Raw genomic sequence first — 19,403 nt, forward strand, 5'->3', positions numbered from 1 at the left:
GGTATTCAGGGTCTATGCCGAGGCCCGGCGGTTGCGTTGCCGAACGAGCTGTCCACTCTCAGCGAGGTCGTCATGGAAAGATTGCTTGCCCGATAGTCTCGATCCGCGCCGATGGAGGCGCATTGGCGTGCTCTTCGCCATCGCCGCAGGGCTCGAGCTCGGGCTGACATTCGTCGCTCGCCTCGCCCCCGCGATGCGCGGGCTAATGCAGCCCGCGTACGTCTTCGTCGCTGTCGTGGCGGCACTCATGATTTGGCAAGCATCGCGGCGGCGCGACGGGAACGATCGTCGTCAGGATGAGCGACGCGATCCTGAGCCAAACGACAGCGGAGCGTGAGCGGCTCGCCAGCTATGAGCGAGCCACCTCGAGCGTGTCGTACCTTTTGAGCCGATAGACGAGGACCGAAACGCCCCAGCAGAGCACGAACACGCCGATGATCAGATAGCCAAGGCTGCCGAAGTTGTTGTTCAGCGCGGCGATCGAGTCCCAGAACGCGCCGTGGAGATCGGCTCGCTTCGCGATCAGGCCAAGCGCCTCGATGCCGCCGACGAGCAGCGCCACGACGACCGATACGAACGTGATCGTCAGATTGTAGTAGAGTTTTCTAATTGGCCGGCTGAACGCCCAACCATATGCGCCGACCATCAGGACGTTGTCCGCCGTGTCGACGAGCGACATGCCAGCGGTGAACAGCGCTGGAAAGACCATGATCGACCAGATCGGCATTCCGCGCGACGCTTCCGCGGCTGAAATGCCGAGCAAGCCAATTTCCGTCGCCGTGTCGAAGCCGAGGCCGAACAGCAGGCCAAGCGGGTACATGTGCCAGCCCTTCCGAACGAGACCGAACACCGGCCGGAAGATACGCGCGAGCAGACCGCCGCCGCTCAACAGGACGTCGAGATCGTTTTCCGCGTAGGTGCCGCCGTTCTTCACGCGATGGAACGCGCGGTACACTGACGCGAGAATGAAGAGGTTCATCACCGCGATCGCGAGCAAAAAGATCGCGGAAACGCTCGTGCCGATCAGTCCTCCCACATCATGCCAGGACGCGAGGTCGGCGCGGAGTGCGGTCGCCGTTGCGGCGATTGCCATCGACGCGAGGACGACGACGGTCGAATGGCCAAGCGAAAAGAAGAGACCGGTTGTGACGGGGCGCTGACCGTCCTGCATCAGCTTTCGCGTCACGTTGTCGATGGCCGCGATGTGATCAGCATCGATGGCGTGACGCAGTCCCAAGCCATAGGACAGCAGAGCAGTGCCGAGCAGTAGCGGATAATGTCGGAAGGCCAGGAGTGCCCATGCCCACGCGCCAAGATTGGCCGCGATGAGTGAGGCGAACAGCAAGACGACGCGCCGTCGAATGATCGGCGCGTCGTCTTTAGTCGGCGCGAAGACGGGTGGTTTCACCCCACAAAGCTATCACACTTCGAGGTGATCGTCCTCCCGAGCCGTCATCACGTACAGCACCGGCATGAGGAACACGCTGATCAGCAGGCGAGAGAAGAGACCGCCAACGATTACCAGCGCGAACGGCTTCTGCGTATCGGAACCGACGCCGGTCGAGAGCGCCGCTGGCAACAAGCCGAGCGCGGCCACGAGTGCGGTCATCATGATCGGCCGCAAACGCAGCAGTGCCGCCGACCGAGTCGCCTCGGCGATGCCAAATCCTTCAAGCCGCAATTCGTTTGCGTACGAGATGTACACGACTGCGGTTTGCACCGAGACGCCGAAGAGGGCGAGGAAGCCGATCATCGACGACACCGAGAACGGCGTCTTCGTGACGAGCATCGCGAGCAGACCGCCCAACGGCGCCGAGAGAATGACACCGACGACGGTGATGAGCGGGAATTTGAAGTTGTGGTACAGGACGAACAGGATGCCGAAGATGAGGATGACGGTGATTGGCAGCACGATGTTCATCTGTGCGCGCGATGCCGTGTACTCCTCGAACTCTCCGCCCCAACGCGTGGAGTAGCCGATCGGCAGCGAGATCTGCTTGTCGACGGCGGCCTTCGCTTCGGCGACGGCGCTCGCCAGGTCGCGACCTTCGACCGAGTATTGCACGCCGATGTACCGCGAGTTGTCCTGGCGATAGATGAACGCCGCACCATTCGCGACTTCCACGTTGGCGACTTCACGCAACGGCACCTGCTGACCGTCTGGCGTCGCGAGCAGGATGTTGCCGATCTCCTCGGGCGTTGCGCGATATTGTGGCTGGAGTCGCACGACGAGATCGAACGTCCGCTCGCCTTGCACGACCTGTGTCGCTGCCGCACCGCCCACTGCGGCTTCGATGAGTCCGTTCACCGCGTCGGCGCTCAGGCCATACCGCGCCAGCTTGCCGCGGTCCACGGTGATCGTGAGACTCGGCTGTCCGAGTTCCTGCACCAGAGTTACGTGATCGATACCAGGAATCTTTTCGATCACGCCCTTGATCGCGCGTCCCTTCTGCTCGAGCAGCGCGAGGTCGGTCCCGAAGACCTTCACGTCGAGCGACGCCTTCAGGCCCGTGAGCGCCTCATCCACGGCGTCTTCAGCGGGCTGCGTGTAGTTGAAGGTGATTCCGGGGAAGACCGCGAGCTTCTTCTGAATCGCTTCGATCAACTGATCCTTCGAATGGAAAGCGCCGTTCCATTCGCCGTACGGCTTGAGGCCGACGTAGAACTCGGCGTTGAAGAAACCCGTCGGATCCGTGCCCGCGTCGTCGCGACCGTGTTCGGACGCCACGACCGTTACTTCGGGGAAGCTTTGGAGAATCGCACGAACCTGCGGCACGATCTTCGACGATTCCTCGAACGAGATGGTGTATGGCATCGTCGCACGGACCCACAGGGCGCCTTCGTCGAGCTTCGGCATGAACTCGCCGCCACGCGTGACGGCAATACCCGCCGAGACGGCAAAAAGCACGAGCGATGCAACGACTGTCGCTACACGATTCCTCAGGCACCAGTCGAGTCCCGATGCATACCGGTCGCGAATCCACTCGAACACGTGATTGCGGCGCTCCTTCACTCCGCCGCGCAGCGCGATCGAGCAAAGAACTGGAATGACCGTGAGCGTGAGTGCGAGCGATCCGACCAGCGCGTAGATCGTCGTGTCGGCCATGGGGCGGAACAGCTTCGCCGCCGGGCCAGTCAACGCGTAGATGGGAAGAAAGCCCGCGACGATGACGGCAGTCGCATAGACGATCGGACGATTGACTTCCGCCGCCGCGTCGAAGATCACGTCTTTGATCTTGTACTCAGTGCCGTGTCGTCGCGCGAGCTGTCGGTAAATGTTCTCGACCATGACCACCGCGCCATCGACCAGAATGCCGAAGTCGATTGCGCCGATCGAGAGCAGATTGGCAGGAATGCTTCGCAAATCGAGACAGATGAACGCGATGAGCAGCGCCAGCGGAACCGTGACCGCTACGATCAATCCGGAGCGGAAATCGTACAGGAAGAACACCAGCACGATCACGACGAGCACAATGCCGGTGAACAGGTTGTGCGCGACGGTGTGCGTCGTGAGCGCGACGAGGTCGCTCCGGTCGTAGTACGGTACGACCTTCACGTCCTTGGGCAGAACGTGATCGTTGAGCTCACGCGTCTTGGCTTCGACCCGCTTGAGCACCACCTGCGCCTGTTCGCCGGTGCGCATGAGGATGACACCTTCGACCGCGTCGTCCGTCTTGTTGAAGCCGAACTGACCGAGGCGAGGGGCATGTCCGATCTCGACGGTCGCAACATCCTTTACGAGGACAGGGACGCTGTTCTTCACAGCGAGGACGATGTTGCCGATGTCCTCGAGCGTGACGACGCGACCGAGACCGCGCACGTAGAAGAACTGTCCGCCCTCGGAGATGAACCCGCCGCCGCCGTTACTGTTGTTCGAACTGAGAGCCGCGGAAACGTCGCTGATGGAGAGTCCAGCGCCGGCCAGCTTCGTCGGGTCGACGAGAACCTGATACTGCATCGTCTCACCGCCGAGTGCCGCAACGTCAGCGACGCCGGGAACGGCGCGGAATGCTTTATCGAGCACCCAGTCTTGCAGCACGTGTAGTTCTTGCGCCGATCGATCCGAACTTTGCAGCACGTATCGGTAGACGAGTCCCGACGGGGAGAAGGGCGCCTCGACTTCCGGGCTCACGCCATCTGGCAGACTGGCACCCTGCAAGCGTTCGAATACCTGCTGACGCGCAAAGTAGAGGTCGGTGCCCTCTGCGAACGTGACGCGAATGTTCGACAATCCATACAACGACACCGAGCGCGTGACGACGAGATTCGGAAGCCCGTTCAGCTCCGTTTCGATCGGAACCGTGATCAGTCGCTCAACTTCTTCCGCGGCATGTCCCGGCCACTGCGTCGTCATTTCGACGCCGGTCGGCGACACGTCCGGATACGCGTCGACGGGAAGTCGTTTGAGTGAGAAGATGCCGGCGAATATCAGGCCGAGTGTGAGAAACGCGACGAGGAGCGGCTCGTTGACGGCCGCTTCGACCAGTCGCTGCACCGCGCCCCGTCGCGCCTGCGTTGGCGCGTTGGGCACAGGTGTGCGTGGAGGACGTGTCGGTTCGCTCACTGGCTCTCCGCGAATTGCAGGAAGAGCGCACCGTCAGCGACGACCTGATCGCCGGCGGCGAGTCCGGAGACGATTTCGTAGTTGTCGCCAACACGGGTGCCGAGTGTGATGCGGCGCCGTGCGAAGCCGTTGTTGCCAGCGATCACGAAGACGTACGGAAGATTCTGATCGTCGCGAAGAACCGATGCTACGGGCACGAGGACACCGCGGTGCTCGTGGCCCGACTTGATCTGCACGCGCACGAACATGTCGCGGCGCAGTACATGGTTGGTGTTGGGCACTACCACGCGCACAGACACTGCCTTCGTGCCTGGATCTGCGAGCGATGCGACGTAGTCAACGCGACCGGCGACTGGTGTGCGGCTCGCATCGGAAAGCACATCGACGGGCTGGCCGACCGCGACATCCTGCAAATCGTTCGCGAAGACGTTGGCCATCACCCACACGGTGCTCAGATCAGCAATCGTGAACGTCGGCGTGCTTCCCGCCTGAAGCAGTTGCCCCTCGGCGATGAGTTTCTCGACGACTGTCCCTTCGATTGGCGCTCGAATGATCGCTTCGATGGCGGTCGTCTTTCCGTCGCGCACGGCCTGGATTTGCGCCTCGTCTACGCCCAGGGCTCGCATGTTCTGAACGGCGGCGTCGAGGTCTGCTTCGGCGGCGGCGACATCGGCTTGCGCCTGTTCGAGATCGCCGCGGGCCAATGCGTCATTCTTGAAGAGGAGCGAATCGCGGTCGGCAATTCGTCTGGCATTTCGAAAAGCCGTTTGCGCTTTACGATAGTCGGCCACTGCCGTCGCAAAATCGGGCGACGAGACGTACGCGAGCGGCTGACCGCGCGTCACGACCGCGCCCGGCGATACGACGATGCGCGTGGCTGGACCCGAGACGGGCGAGAGCACCTGCGTCGACTTGTCGCCGTTGAAGGCGACGTTGCCGGTCGCTTCCACGAGCGGCCGGAACGCGACCTGTTCGACCGTCACCGTCTTGATGCGGGCGCGTTGTTCGGAAGTGAGCGTGACGTTGCGTGGCGTGTTGGCGAGCGACGTGTCGCCGGCGACGGCGACGGATGGCTTCTCAGACGAGCAGGCAGCGATAGACGCCGCAGCGAGGATGGCGCCCGAAGCCGAAACGGAACGAAGGAATCGCGAGATCATCTGTTGCTGGCTCCAATGGCGGGAACGGGTGCGCCGAGGGCGCGTTCGAGATCAGCGCGCGCGGTGTTCGCGGCGGCGTATGCATCGACGAGTTGGCTCTGCGCGCTCAGAAGTGCGCTGCGAGCCGTGAGGACTTCGAGGGCCGACGATCCGCCGAGGCTGTAGCTCGTGGATGCGACGCGGTACGCTTCGCGCGCTGAGGGGACGAGCTCGTCGCGAATGAAGATCACCTGTCGCATCGCGGTGCTCGCGTTGGCGTACGCCGATCGCACGTCCTGCGTGACCTGTGCGCGCGTGTCGCGATACGTGGCTTCGAGTTCCTTCTCGAAGTGCTGCGCCTGCGCGATGTCGCCGCGCGAATGCTGCCAGTAAAGCGCGGGCAGAGGCAGCGAAATGCCGGTCGTAAAGAGTGGCGAGCCTGGCGAGACGTAGTCGCGTTGGACGGCGAATACGAGATCAGGCATCCAGAACTCTTTGACGAGACTCGTGCTCGCGTGCGCGCCGGCCTGTTGCTGCTGGAGAATGGCCAGTTCGGGGCGATTCGAGAGAGCCGTACGTTCGATCGTCGCCGAGTCAGGCAGCGCGAGCGGAATTTCGAGCGAGTCAGTTGGCGAAATGGGCGCGCCGATGACGCGACCCAGTGTTCGATTGAGCGATGCCTGTGCCGTAGCGAGATCGCGTTCGTTGCCGATCAGGTCATTGTCGGACTGCGCCAGCCCAACCTGCGCCTGAATGACGTCGAGCTTTGCCGCGGTGCCTGCGTCATATCGTGCCTGTGTCTTCTTGAGGAAGTCCGCGGCGAGTGTGCGCGCCTCGCGTAGGTACTCGCGATGCTTGAGCGCGGCGAGCAGCGAGTCGTACGTGGCAGACGCCGCGAGCGCGACCGTTTGCTGTTGCAGTCGATAGTTGGACTCGCTCGCACCGATGTCCGCTTTCCCGATTTTATTGTTGAGCCGGAACTTGTCGGGGAAGGGAATGGTTAGGTCGATCCCGACCGGACGCGATCCGGCGCCGCCGAACGAGAACGGCCCCGACGCCTGATCGAACGCGGCGGTGAGCGTTGGGTCCGGGATGGCAATGGCGGTCACGCGTCGCGCCCGCGCCTGGGCGGTTTGCTCGCGCGCGATCTCGAGCTGCGCGTTGCGCGTGAGCGCCTCGGCGATGGCCTGTCGTCGAGAGAGCTGGAGTGAGTCTGTCCCCTGTGCTCCGGGGATTCGATTGAATGCGGACGTACCCGCTCGCGCACTCGACAGGGGAATTCCTGTCGAAGCCTGCGCAAGCGCCGCGCTGCCCGATGAGGCCAGCGCGCACAACGCTAGAATTAGGCGCATTTTGTCCCTAAATGGTGGATCCGAGGCGTACTACGACTGCACCAACGACTCAGATCACCGAGGGAGGAGCGCGCGGATTGGCTGGGGAGTGTGAAGCGCTGGAAACGCCGTGGTCCGCAGTCGGGACGATCGTTGCGGCGGGCGAGGCGTCGGCCAGCATGGGGACGGCCGCGCGGGGCGCGGAACCGTGGATCGAACGCGCTTGGCAGGCGGCGCACGCCGCTTCATTGTGCGCGCGATGTGTCTGCGCGCCGCCAGCCTCCACGTGCGACTCCATTCGCCGGTCGCGAGACTCGGCGAGGGGAGCGACCGCCACGATCAGCTGTGCCGTCATCACCAAAATGGAGAGGACGGAATACAGCCAGCCGGAGCGGCGGGTCGGAGGCACTTTGCGCGTCATTCTACATAACCCTACGGACGAGCCTGGACAAACGCTAGAGAATTCGACCGGCCGTGGCCCAGGACGACTGTCCATGGGTCTCGGAAGACCAGTCATTGTCATGCTTTGCGGATCTTTCGCAGACTCCCCATTGTGTCTCGGTAGTCGGCGTCCGACCGAGCTGCGGGCGAACTCATTCTGATACACCGGGTACCAGACGACCGCTCCCTTTCCCTATGAATGCTCGCGACCTGACAGCGCTGGTACACCTCGTTGGTTTCACGACCGGCATCGTTTTGTATACGATGCTGGGCGCGATGACTCGACGACGGCTGTCATATGTTGTGTCGCCGAGTGAGCGAGGGACGCACGACCGAGTCCCGCTGGTGGCCGCCGGGCTTGGTGTGATCTGGAACGTCGGCGCGATGCTCGTTTATGCGGTGCGCGACTTCGGATTGGCGTATCCGCTCCCCTGGGTTGGCGCGGTCGCGTATACGGCGCTCGGATTTCTTCCCGCCGTCGTCGTTCATTCCACGCTGCGCCGCTTCGATCGACGCGGGACATGGATCCTCGGCGTCGCATACGGTGCGAGTGCCGTCGCCGGAGTCTCGCACGCGATTGCGGCGACGACTGGCGGTCTCTACTCGGCGTTTGGACTTCTGGCGCTCACAGCCACGTACGCCGTGCTGCTGACGGTGCTTGCCGTCAGCGAACGCCGTCAGCCCGGATTTCAGCGGAGCATCACGGCCGTTGCTCTCGCTGCGTTCGCGGTATCGGCGCTGCATCTCAGTCGTGCGGCCGGGACGCCCGACCAGGATCCGTGGCTCGTCGAACTCATCGGGCATCACGCGTCGCTGCCCCTCGTGTTGGCGATCCTGTATCAGGATTATCGCTTCGCGTTCGCAGACGTGTTTCTCAAGCGAGCGCTGTCGTTGCTCGCGCTCGTTGGCGTTGTATCGCTGCTGTATGTGGGCGTTGCTGCTCCGCTGGTGGACCCGCACGCGATCGCCGCGCGTCGCGCATTGGATGACGGATCGCATCTGGCGATCATTGGCGCGCTGCTCGGTCTGTGGATCCTCACGGCGCTCGCGTATCCGTTCATTCAGCGCCGCACCTATCGGTTCGTCGATCGCGTGATTTTGCGGCGAACGGACTATCGGGAGTTCCGTGCGGATCTCGGACAACAGCTCGCACGGTCGCGCGATGCTGATTCCGCGCTCGACGTCACGTGCGCCCTACTTGCTCACGCGTTGGGCGCGAAATCAGCGCGCTGGCAGGTGAGTGATGTCACTGAGGCGCGGACCGTAGCACATCCGACGATCACGCTCGGTCGGCCAGGTGCCGAAGCGGTCATCTCGATTCCAACGGCGCTCGCGCCGTCGTTCGCAATTCGCGTCGCCGAACTGAGCGGCGGCCGCGCGCTGCTTTCTGACGATCTGATGATGATCGACGCGGTTGCGTCGCTGGTCGGACGGCGTATCGATGAGATTCGCCTGGAGAAGGACCTGCGTCAGCGCGAAGAGCGTGAGCTCGAGATGCAGCAGCTCGCAACGGAGGCCGAACTCCGAGCGCTACGAGCGCAACTCAACCCGCACTTCCTGTTCAACGCACTGAACACGCTCGGCCATTTGATGCAGGCGGCTCCTGATCGCGCGCTCACTACGCTGTACCAACTGACAGGGCTGCTTCGCGCCGTGCTGCGGCGAACGAACGGACAGTTCGTCGCGCTGCGCGAGGAGCTCGAGATCGTCGAATCATATCTCGCGATCGAACGCGAGCGCTTCCAGGAACGCCTCACCGTGTCCATCGAAGTTCCAGCGGAGCTGTTGCACGCGCGCGTACCTCCGCTGGTGCTGCAGCCGCTGGTTGAAAACGCCGTCAAGCACGGCGTGGGTCCAATTCGCCACGGAGGTCACGTTACGGTTCGCGCCTGGCGCGATGTGACGATCGGTGGCGAGGTTGGCGTGCTTCGGTTGCTCGTTGTCGACACTGGGACTGGCATGCCTCTGACTCGCGGGCCCGCGACCGATGGTGTTGGTCTCGCGAACATTGAGAATCGTCTGCGACACTACTTCGGCGCGTCTGGTGGAATGACACTGCGTGCGACACCCGGCGGCGGAACGACGGTCGAGTTGTACATGCCGTGGATCGCCGCCGATGCGCCCGCGCTCGCGCGATCGGTTCCACCCGCCGCATGAGCAAACTGCGTGTCATCGTCGTTGACGACGAGCGGCCTGCTCGCGCGTTCCTCGCCGGAATTTTGCGCAAGTTCGAGGACGTCGAGGTCATCGGTGAAGCGGCGGGCGGCGCTGAGTGCGTCGAGATGATCGAACAACTCTCGCCCGATCTCGTGTTGCTCGACCTACAGATGCCGGAGGTCGACGGCCTCGGCGTTGTGCGATTGGTTCGCCGAGACAAGCTTCCGCTGATCGCGTTTGTCACGGCGTACGACGAGTATGCGGCGCGTGCCTTCGAGATGAACGCCGTCGACTACTTGCTCAAACCAGTCGACCCGACGCGACTGCGCAACACGGTCAATCGCGCGCTGGAACGCTTGGAGCGCGCGGAGCTGCGTCCGGGCGACGCGGATCGCCTCCGCGCCGCGGCAACGGAGTATGCCGATTCACTGCCGCCGACGCTGTTGCGCCGCATCCCGGTGCGAAAGCGCGATGATATTTTCCTCGTTCCGGTCGAGCATGTTGCATCGATCGTCGCCGATGGAGAACTGCTACATCTCCTGACGCGGACTGGAGACCGGCACACGATCACCTATCGGCTCAAGGATCTCGAGGCGCGGCTCGATCCCGCGCAGTTCGTGCGCATCTCGCGCGGCACGCTGTTGAACGTGACGATGATTCAGAAGATCACTCCGATGCCTGGCGGCACCTACGTCGCGGTGCTGCAGGGCGGCGCCGAGCATCAGGTGAGTCGTATTCGAGGCCGAGTGCTGCGGGATCAGTTGCTCAAGCTGTAGCGCGCTTCGGGATCTAACGACAACAACTCTGTTCACGAATCACGCGAATAACGCGAATGAGACGAATCAGTCGTCTACTTTCGGCCAGAATTCCCTCATAGTGGAGAGCATTCCGCCAGCCGCTAGAAGCTCGCCTTCATTCGCAGCTGCACACTTCGCGGCCGGCCGACCGATGCGCCGCTGAAGAACGCGCCTTTGAGGAAATACTGCTTGTTGAACGCGTTCTCGACGTAGAGTTCGGGCTGTAGCACCGTGCGTCCGGCGACGAACGTGTATCCGCCGCTGAGGTTCACGACCGTGTTCGGGTCGACGTGAATCCCCTTGTTGAAGTCGAAGAGGCCGCGTCCGGTCGAGCAGTCGCAATCCGCCGGATCGACGCCGTTGGTAAGGCCTGAGCCGTAGATCGCCGTTCCGCTGAGGAAGAAGCGTCCAGGGGCGAACGTAGCGCTGCCAACCATCGACAAACGCTGATCGTGGTCGAGGTCGAAGAACGACGTCGACGGTGGGGCGTCGGGGAAGAAACCGCCGGTAATGGTGCCGACGCCGTACGCGTGATTGAGTGCCGCATTCATGTACGCCGTGAATGGACCACCGGGGCGGAACTCGAGTACCGATTCGAGTCCGGTAATGCGCACCTGCGCGATGTTGACGTCCGTCACGATCGACGAACCGGGGACTGTGTTGTCGTCGATGCCCGGATCGCTGCGCTTGTGATACGCCGACAGCTTGGCGATGAGTCCGAGTCGCGGTAGGCGCTGGATCAAGCCTGCTTCGAAGAAGTCGTCGCGCTCTGGCAGCGTGCCTTGATTCACCTCGCCGCCCTGCGCCGCGCTCGTGATGGCGCGCAGATCCTCGATGTTCGTCGGCATGAACTGACGACCGTAGTAGACATACGCCGTCGTCGATGTCGACGGAAACACACTGAGGCGAACGCGCGGGCTCACCTGCGACTGCGTGCCGACGAAGGGGGCGTTATGCGTGTCGTACCGAACGCCCGTGCGAAGTTCGACCCACTCCTTGGGCGTGTACGTCGTCTGCCCGTAGACGCCGATGTCGTGTCCCGAGAGGTCGGAGTTCGACTGCGGTCCCACGGCGCCAGTCGCGTTGAACGTCGAGAAGTCTTCGTGGCCATTCGTGATCGACGACAGCGTGCCGACTTTGACTTCCATGTCCGTCGACGGATGCATCGCATAGTCCAACTTTAAGCCGACGACGTTGGCGTTGCGGCGTTCGGCGAGATTGAACGTGTCGGTAACGTTGGGATAGAAGACGAACTGCGGCTGATCATTTGGATCAGGGTTGTAGTTCAGACTCGAACTGCGCGCGAAGAAGCCGGCGAAGAGATTGGAGCGTCCCGAGCCGTCTCCGTTCAAGTCACCGAATTGATGGCGCCAGCCAAGATTCACGAAGCTGTTCATATCGCGCTGATGATCGTTCTGAAACGTGCCGCCAGACGAATCGAAGGGAATCGCAAGTCGCGTCTGCGACACGTTGAGTTCGAGATCGACCACATCCCGAACTCCGGGTGTGTATTGCAGCTTGCCGAAGCCGAAGTAATCCGTACCACTGTTGTGGAAGTTGACGATGTGTTTGTCCGTCTCGTCCATCACGACCGGTTCGAGTCGCATGTTCGACATCTGCCGTCCGCCTGACACGAAGACTCCCAGCGGCCCGCTGTTCGTGCTCGCGCTGAACGACTGACCATTGAACGATGTTGGCCCAGAGGTCGACGAGCGGTCGAACGAACCGGCATAGCTGCTCAGACTTCCGTGAAAGCCGCCGGATGGAACCTTCGTCGTCACGTTGATCACCGCCGCGTTCCGCCCGCCATACTCGGCGTCCCAGCCGCCCGTCTGGAAGTTGATCTGGTTCACGACCGACGGATCAAAGAGCTCGTTTAGAGAACCGGAAATCCCTGGTGGCACCGGGACGCCATCCACGTAGTACGTGTATTCGGCGTGCTGGCCGCGGATGTGGACTTCGCCGGTCGGTGCGCGCACCGCGCCAGCAATCGATTGCTGGAGGATCTGCGACGTCGTGTTGGTCGGCGCCCCGTGGAAGTCATTCTGCTTGAAGACCTGATCGCCGGTCCGCGTGTCCACGGAGATCGGAACCGTGGCGATGATCTGGACGACGTCGAGGTTTGTGCCGATCGATGTCATCGCAAAGCGCATCGGGGCAACGCCGCCGGCGGTCGGAACAGTGAGCGGCCGAGTGATTGGTCGGAAGCCGAGCAGGTGCACGCTCACGGAGTAAGAGCCGGGCGCGAGGTTATGGACGACGAAGCGCCCGAACGCATCGGTACTCGTTGTACCGACGATGCCTCCCGTCGCCCGCACAACGGCGATCTCGGCCGACTGAAGCGGTTGGCCGCTCGACGAATCCGAAACAGTGCCGGCGAGGTCGACGTTAGCGACAGTGGCGCGGCGGGAAATCGGTGAGATGGTTCGCGTCGCCGCAGTCGCAGACGCGGCGGGAAGAGCGAGTGCCACCGCAAACGCGAGGCATCGCACGGGAGTTGTCACGTTGGTCATCGAAGCTCCGGAGCATGCGTAGGAGACGACCAGCCGATCGTCGATCGACGGCGTACTCGTACTGCATGCTACGAGCGGAGTTCAGGGTGCCGCAGAGTTGTTCAACGTGTGGTTCGCGACGCCGTGCGAATGGTCCGTGGCAACCGGCGAATGGAACCGCGGCGGTAGGCTACCGGCGAACCTGGTGCGCGAAAAAGTCCGCGATGAGCTCACTGGCGTGAAGCTCTGACATCGGGGCATCGGAGCCCGGTTCTCCGGGCCAACCGTGCGAGCCACCGTCAATCGTGTAGAGCACGACGTCGGCGGAGCAGGGTGTCAGCGCCGTTCGCCTAACGTGCTCACTGATCTGCGTAATGGCGCCATCACGACAGCCGTTCTCCGCGACCCAGAACTGAACGGACGACGGCAGTTCCGACGCCATCTCAGGTACGGCCCCTGGCGCGGATGTCGCGGCCTCTTCCCCAAAGGCCACCTGATCGTCGTCGGTTCCGTGAATTGCGAGAACTGGTACAGTGGTCCGTGGAAAGCATCCGTCGTCGACGAGACTTCCGGACACGACGGCGATTGCCGCGATGCGCGTCGACAGTTGGCAGGCCACGTGATATGCCATGCGACCACCGTCGGAAAACCCGGCGATGTAGATGCGCGACTGATCGACGCGAAGTTCGGTCGAAATTCGCGTGATGAGCGCCGAGATGAACGCGAGATCGTCGACGTCTTCACGATAGGCCGCGCCACAGCACGTGCCTGCATTCCAATCGGATGGATAGAGGCCGAAGCCTCCTTCCGTGCCGTTTGGATATGCAACGATGAAACGGCGCGCATCGGCGAGCGAGTCCATCTGCGATGATTCTCGAATCGCCTCGCCGTCACCGCTGCTCCCGTGAAGCACGAGGACCAACGGAAGCGGCGTATCCGGCTGCGCATCTGTCTCGACCGACGACTGCGATGCACCAGGTGGTACGTGGAGCAAAAACGTTCGTCGAATGCCATCGATGACGATGTCGTGCGACGAATTGCTCGAATTCCAATCACTCGGCGCAGACACGGAATTGATGCGATCTGGGTTGCACGCCGTCACGAGCAGCAACAGCGCGCCGACGACCGACACGGCCGCGGCAATGCGACGGCCGAAGCGCGCTTCGGTCCGTCGCGAGGTGCTGTTGTTGCGTGGTGCAGCGTCCAGAGACATCAAGGTCGAGCTCGGTGGCTGAAGGTCCCCTGCGTACGACGTCGGAAGATGCGTGACGTTACGGCGCGGCCCGGTGACGAGCACCCGGTCCCCATGACAATCCGACACCTAACTGCGTAGGTCCCCCGGTGATGAAAATCCGTTGAGCGTTCAGTTCGATCCCAAGGCCGGTCGGGAACCGCCACACTCCGGCTGCTCCGAGCGAACCTCGCGTCCCCGATTCCACACGATCCGAGTTCACGATCCGTCCGTACCCGAACCCTGGAAACACGGCCGCATCCAGATAGTATCGGCCAATTCCCCAACCGAGCCCAAGGGGCGCCGCCGTGGCGACAGACAGAGCGCTAGATGCTTCGGATCCAGAGTTTCGTGCGCCTCCGAAGCTTGCTCGCAGTCCCGCAGTGGTTGTGACCGGGCTCCGTCCCGACCGCGGCGTCGAATGACTCCAGAGCGTCGACTCGAGGTCGACGCCGCCCATCGCCCAACTCGAACACCCGCCACACTGGAGCCAGAGATACGCGCCGGTTGCTGACACCCGTGCATGAGCGAAAGGCAACTCGCGCACCACCGTCAGCCCAAAGTTGTTGTGGGTCGCGTCATCGCGTGCGAATTCCCAACGCCCGTAGCTGAGCAGAAGATCGGTGCGCGGTTGATTCGCCGCGTTGGTGTTCGTCACAAATGGTGGGAGAGCGCCGAACGGCGACAGCATGAGCGCGTCCCACGCTCCGAGCTGGCTCGCGGTCTGGGCCCATCCTCGACTTGCGACGCCTAGAAGCAGCACCGCCAGGAGAGTGCGCCGACGAATCCGATGTACCCGGGCCGCAAAGTGAGGCAACAAACCACCTCGGAGAGAATCGCGCACAAGAGAATAACGCTGACGCGGGTCGCGGCGTTGTCTATCGCCGAGCCACGTTTTCCGTTGTGCGCTGCGTCACTGAGTTGACTGCGTGTTCACTGCTGTCGGCGTCGCCCATCGCGTTGGCGCGCGCCGTCGAGAACTGGACTAAACGTCACGCTGAGTAGCGGGCGTCGCACGACCGAGCTGCTCGACGCGACCGGAAAACCAACATCGGCTCGAAAGGATGACGCATTGCCGTTCGCCGACAGCACACGAAGGCGCAGTCCGGTGACAGCTACGGCCAAGGCGGACTGCGTCGTCGCCGGCGCATCCCAACGCACCGATCCCGCACCAAATACTCCAAGATCCAGGATCGACGCTCGGCCAAAGGGTCGAATGTGAACGGCCCGCTCGAGCGAACTAAACGCCGCGCGATCGGCGAGGCGAAACGGCCCCGGGATCGCGGCGAGCGTTGGATCGTTCGCCGCGGTTGCGAGCGAAAAGCGGCGGAGGTCGGAGTCGAGCAACAGCATCTGCTCGAACGACGCGTGGCCAGCCCAATAGCCACGCGTCGCCTCCTGCAGCGCGCCAAGCGCGATTCGGTCGACGTGGTTCGCGCGTACGTTGCCGAGAAAGCCTGAGATCCAACCGTCGGCAACGAGCATCGTGCCGCGTCGAGGAATCCAGACCTCACCGAGCCATGCGTCATACCGCGCAGCAGCAGCGTCTTGCGCGCGATCGCGCCCGAGCGAAATGAGCGCGTCGGCTTCTACGCCGACGGGCACGTCGAGAAAGCCACGGTGCGGGGCCAGCCAGCTGACCGTATCGAACCGCGCCGTCTGACGCAGTACTCCAATGTCTGCCCCGACGAATCGGCGCGTATGAACGCTGCTCACACCGTCGTCGCCGCGCCGAATGGCCAAAACCTGCGCGCTGTCGAGTTCAGCGCCGATGTACGGAACGACGATCGCCCATCGTGGATCACTTGCTAATCGGCCGATGTGCGCAGCCGCGAAGATTTCCCCGAGCGGATGCTCGGTTGCCGACGATTCTGCGAATCGCTGGCGATCTACCGACAGTTCGGCGCGCCACGGATCGTCGTCGCTGATGTCGCGATGCCGAACGGACGCGCGAAATACGTGGGCGCCGGCGACGTCCGAAAAGCGGATGCTTCCAACTACGTCGGATCCGAAGAGCCACGGGTCGGTCAGTGAGATTGAGCCGCCGTGTCCGCGCGGTGTCTGATCGTTCGACACCGCAACGCGACGGCCGGTGCCGAGGATGTTTCTGTCTTCCAGGCCCAGCGAAACCGTGGATGGTGGGACGATCCGCGCCACGGGAATGAGCGTCCACGCATCACGCGTCGTGACGATGAGATCGACGGAGTCTGGTCCAGCGCACCGAACTGCGGTGAGCTGGACATCCGCGTAGAGACGTTGATCGCGGAGGCGTCGCAGCGTTTCGGCCACGCGTGCGCTGTCCACTGGCTGTCCCACGCCGAAGAGAAGTTGGCGCCTCACTACTCGCTCTTCCGTGGTTCGCCGCATTGGCGCGAGCACGACGCCGGCAACTGGCAGCGCGGCAGGCGCGTCGGTCCTCGTCGTTACCGAACGCACGAATCGGCCGTGAATTCCGGCGGGCGCGGTTCGCGTGACGAGCGTATCGCAGGCTTGCGCAGCCGACGCGTGAGCAGCCGCGCCGACACACGCTGCCGCGAGACTGCACTCGCGCCATCGTCGGCGCAGGCGACCAGCGGGAACGGTCACGTCGGCTACGGCTGTGACGCTGCCGTGCTATCAGTCAGAAACCGAACCGCGCGAGAGATCAGCGGGCCGGCGACCAACATCGTCGTCAGCGAGTGCGCGGCCATTGGGATCACGAAGCGGCGAAGCCGCGGTCCGCCGGCTGCGACAAACGCTGAATCGTGAATGCGAAAACGATCTTTGGCACCTCGGACGAGGGCAATGCGCACCGACGGGTCGATCTTCTTTGCGGCCTCGACGGTTGAAAAACTCCACGCCCCAGACGCTTCTTCGTTCATCCAATCGGCGGGTGTAATGAAGAGGTGCCCGCTGCCGCGAGTGTTCAGGGCGAGCACCCCCACGAGGTGCGGGGGAGGCCGGTTCAGCGCGACCCAGAATGCGAGTTCTGCTCCGAACGAATGCCCGCCAATGACCAGGGGAAGGCTGTCTGCGTGAAAGTCGTGTCGTGCTCGGGCAATCAAATCGGCGATGGCCACGCCAAACGCGCTGTCCCGCTGTGGTTCCGGAGAGGGGAGCGTGGCCAGGAATCGCCGCAGATCGACGCCAATCACGTCGCTGCCGTCGCCGGCGAGGCGCCACGCCAGGTCCTGATGTGGTTCCCAGAAGGAGACGTCATTCCCGAACAGCACGACCACGGCATGCGCCGGCCCGGGCCGTGCGCCGTAGTAGTACATCCAGGGTTTGCGCAGCGACGAATCCGTCGGCACATAGCTGGACGGATGCCCCTTGGAGGGGCGGTGGACGTACCACACGCCGGCGGCGGCGATGACTGCGACCACACCGAGGGCGGCCGCGAGTCGGCGAACGAACGTCTTCGTCAAGGAATGGGTCCGGGGGCCAGCGGTGCGACGGTCGGGCAGGAGGGGGAAGCGAGCCGGGTGCTCTCGACTAAGCTTCATGCCGACGAGAATGTACTAGAAGGACTCGCCAGAGTTTAGCACGGTTACCAGCTGATTGCATGCGAACTTTTCTGCTGCCCGCTCTCTCGCTCGTGTTGGCGCTGGGGATCGTCGGAATTCTTCGGCGAGTCCCAGCGGCGCGTCGCATTGCCCGCATTGGCGGGGATTGGGTGGGGGCGCTGGCGCCAACATTCTTTGCTGTCGCGACCTTCTTGGCTGGCGCGATTCTGCTCTTCTCGGGCGCCACGCCCGCCCGTGCCGGACGTCTTGGATGGGTGAACGACGTTCTGCCGCTGCCGATCGTCGAGGCATCGGCGTACTTCTCCAGCATTGCGGGCGTGGGACTGATCCTGCTGGCGCGGGGGCTTCAGCGACGGCTCGATGCCGCGTACCACATGACCATCTGGCTGCTCGCCGGTGGCATCGCGTTCTCGATCGTCAGCGCCCTGGATATCGAGCAGGCTCTCGTCTTGTCGCTCATGCTCGTCGTGCTCGTGCCGAGCAAGCGATTCTTCTTTCGCAAGGCGTCGATTTTCGAAGAGCGATTCACGACCGGCTGGATCCTCGCCATTGCCGTGGTGCTCCTTGGCACGGGTATCCTCGTTGCGTCGGCTTACGGGCGCGAGGCGCTAGGAACGCACGTGTTCTGGAGCTTTGGCAACGACGACCAGGGCCCGCGTGCCGGTCGCGCCCTGGCGTTCGCGACGATCGCCGTCATGACGTTCGCCGTGGCCCGTCTGATTCGTCCGGCGCGCGAACTGACTCGCCTGCCGGAGGCGTCCGACCTGGATGCGGTGACGCCCATCGTCTCGAACTCCATCCGCGCCTCGGCGCAACTCGTCTTCCTCGGCGACAAGTCGATCATGTTCAACGAGGAGAAGACGGCGTTCATCATGTACGGCATCTCAGGCCAGAGTTGGGTGGCGCTTGGAGATCCCGTTGGCCCAGTGCCAGACGCGGTCAAACTGCTCGACGAGTTCATTCATAAATGCCATCTCGCCGGGGCGTGGCCGGTATTTCACCGCGTTCCGCCGGCGCTCCTCCATCTCTATCTCGACTACGCGTTGGCGGTCGTGAAGCTCGGCGAGATTGCGCGTGTGCCGCTCGCTGATTTTTCGCTCGAAGGCCCGAAGCGCCGCAACCTCCGGCGCGTTTGGCGGCGCGCGATCGACGAAGGCTGCACGTTCGAGATGATTCCGGCGGACCAGGTTGCCGCGGTGTTGCCGACGCTACGAGAAATCTCTGATGAATGGCTCGAAGCGAAGGCCACCAGAGAAAAAGGATTCTCCCTCGGCCGCTTCGACGAGGAGTTCATTGCGCGCACGTCGGCGGTTGGTGTCGTGAAGCAAGGCGGCCGCAACGTGGCGTTCGTCACGCTGTGGCGCTCAGGTCGCAAGGGCGAGGTCGAAGTGGACCTCATGCGCTACTCACGTGAATCGCCGTCCGGCATCATGCGGTATGCGCTGATCGAGGCGATGTTCTGGGCGCAGCGCGAAGGGTACGCGATGTTCAATCTCGGCATGGCGCCCCTGTCCGGAATCCGAGCATCACGCATTGCTCCGCTCTGGAATCAGGTCACGGTTGCGGTGCGCGGCGTTGGAGAACGCTACTACAACTTCGAAGGACTGCGCGCCTTCAAGGATTGGTTCTATCCCGAGTGGGAGCCGAGCTATCTGGTCTCGCCCGGCGGCCTCCGTCGCCCGGCGATCCTCGCGAACATTTCAGCGCTGGTGTCGGGCGGCGTGACGGGAATCTTCAGGAAGTAGCGCGCG

General features: G+C 63.1%; 14 protein-coding genes. 4 read left to right on the forward strand and 10 right to left on the reverse strand.

The window, feature by feature from the left end:
• Positions 1 to 127 precede the first annotated feature (127 nt).
• The gene (locus AC6H4Z_RS08830; RefSeq protein ID WP_497546387.1) at positions 128 to 337 is read left to right on the forward strand and encodes a hypothetical protein; all 210 of its coding nucleotides are present in this window, start codon (positions 128 to 130) and stop codon (positions 335 to 337) included.
• Between the two features lie 12 nt (positions 338 to 349).
• Here the strand turns inward: AC6H4Z_RS08830 and AC6H4Z_RS08835 are convergent, their stop codons facing one another.
• Genes AC6H4Z_RS08835 through AC6H4Z_RS08855 form a run of 5 tightly spaced genes read right to left on the reverse strand, consistent with a single transcriptional unit; the run spans position 350 to position 7,452 of the window.
• On the reverse strand, positions 350 to 1,408 hold the full coding sequence (locus tag AC6H4Z_RS08835; RefSeq protein ID WP_497546388.1) for a HoxN/HupN/NixA family nickel/cobalt transporter: 1,059 nt from the start codon (positions 1,406 to 1,408) through the stop codon (positions 350 to 352).
• A 12-nt stretch (positions 1,409 to 1,420) separates the two neighbouring features.
• Positions 1,421 to 4,564: an efflux RND transporter permease subunit gene (locus AC6H4Z_RS08840; RefSeq protein ID WP_497546389.1), complete on the reverse strand. Its 3,144-nt coding sequence runs from the start codon at positions 4,562 to 4,564 to the stop codon at positions 1,421 to 1,423.
• Positions 4,561 to 5,721 carry an efflux RND transporter periplasmic adaptor subunit gene (locus tag AC6H4Z_RS08845; RefSeq protein WP_497546390.1) on the reverse strand — a complete coding sequence of 387 codons (1,161 nt, stop codon included), beginning with the start codon at positions 5,719 to 5,721 and terminating at the stop codon, positions 4,561 to 4,563. Before AC6H4Z_RS08845 ends, AC6H4Z_RS08840 begins: the two co-directional genes overlap by 4 nt.
• On the reverse strand, positions 5,718 to 7,052 hold the full coding sequence (locus tag AC6H4Z_RS08850) for a TolC family protein (RefSeq protein WP_497546391.1): 1,335 nt from the start codon (positions 7,050 to 7,052) through the stop codon (positions 5,718 to 5,720). Before AC6H4Z_RS08850 ends, AC6H4Z_RS08845 begins: the two co-directional genes overlap by 4 nt.
• A gap of 49 nt (positions 7,053 to 7,101) precedes the next feature.
• Positions 7,102 to 7,452 (reverse strand): hypothetical protein, encoded by a 351-nt coding sequence (locus AC6H4Z_RS08855; protein ID WP_497546392.1) that lies wholly within the window; start codon positions 7,450 to 7,452, stop codon positions 7,102 to 7,104.
• Positions 7,453 to 7,667: 215 nt separating this feature from the next.
• Here AC6H4Z_RS08855 and AC6H4Z_RS08860 point away from each other — a divergent pair, with 215 nt between their 5' ends.
• On the forward strand, positions 7,668 to 9,629 hold the full coding sequence (locus AC6H4Z_RS08860; RefSeq protein ID WP_497546393.1) for a histidine kinase: 1,962 nt from the start codon (positions 7,668 to 7,670) through the stop codon (positions 9,627 to 9,629).
• The gene (locus AC6H4Z_RS08865) at positions 9,626 to 10,405 is read left to right on the forward strand and encodes a LytR/AlgR family response regulator transcription factor (protein WP_497546394.1); all 780 of its coding nucleotides are present in this window, start codon (positions 9,626 to 9,628) and stop codon (positions 10,403 to 10,405) included. Before AC6H4Z_RS08860 ends, AC6H4Z_RS08865 begins: the two co-directional genes overlap by 4 nt.
• 122 nt (positions 10,406 to 10,527) lie before the next feature.
• Here AC6H4Z_RS08865 and AC6H4Z_RS08870 read toward each other — a convergent pair whose 3' ends face one another.
• The 5 genes from AC6H4Z_RS08870 to AC6H4Z_RS08890 form a co-directional block, all read right to left on the reverse strand.
• Positions 10,528 to 12,939 carry a TonB-dependent receptor gene (locus AC6H4Z_RS08870; RefSeq protein WP_497546395.1) on the reverse strand — a complete coding sequence of 804 codons (2,412 nt, stop codon included), beginning with the start codon at positions 12,937 to 12,939 and terminating at the stop codon, positions 10,528 to 10,530.
• Between the two features lie 169 nt (positions 12,940 to 13,108).
• Positions 13,109 to 14,131, reverse strand: a complete 1,023-nt coding sequence (locus AC6H4Z_RS08875) for a CE1 family esterase (protein ID WP_497546396.1) — start codon at positions 14,129 to 14,131, stop codon at positions 13,109 to 13,111.
• 58 nt (positions 14,132 to 14,189) lie between these two features.
• A complete protein-coding gene (locus tag AC6H4Z_RS08880) occupies positions 14,190 to 14,912 on the reverse strand; it encodes a hypothetical protein (RefSeq protein WP_497546397.1) in 723 nt (240 codons plus the stop codon).
• 170 nt (positions 14,913 to 15,082) lie between these two features.
• Complete coding sequence (locus AC6H4Z_RS08885) at positions 15,083 to 16,735, reverse strand: hypothetical protein (RefSeq protein WP_497546398.1); 1,653 nt, start codon at positions 16,733 to 16,735, stop codon at positions 15,083 to 15,085.
• Positions 16,736 to 16,740: 5 nt separating this feature from the next.
• Positions 16,741 to 17,553, reverse strand: coding sequence for an alpha/beta fold hydrolase (locus AC6H4Z_RS08890; RefSeq protein ID WP_497546399.1), 813 nt, complete (start codon positions 17,551 to 17,553; stop codon positions 16,741 to 16,743).
• Positions 17,554 to 17,690: 137 nt separating this feature from the next.
• Here AC6H4Z_RS08890 and AC6H4Z_RS08895 point away from each other — a divergent pair, with 137 nt between their 5' ends.
• Complete coding sequence (locus tag AC6H4Z_RS08895; RefSeq protein WP_497546400.1) at positions 17,691 to 19,397, forward strand: phosphatidylglycerol lysyltransferase domain-containing protein; 1,707 nt, start codon at positions 17,691 to 17,693, stop codon at positions 19,395 to 19,397.
• Positions 19,398 to 19,403 lie beyond the last annotated feature (6 nt).

It is taken from the genome of Leucogemmata humicola (genome assembly GCF_055379415.1).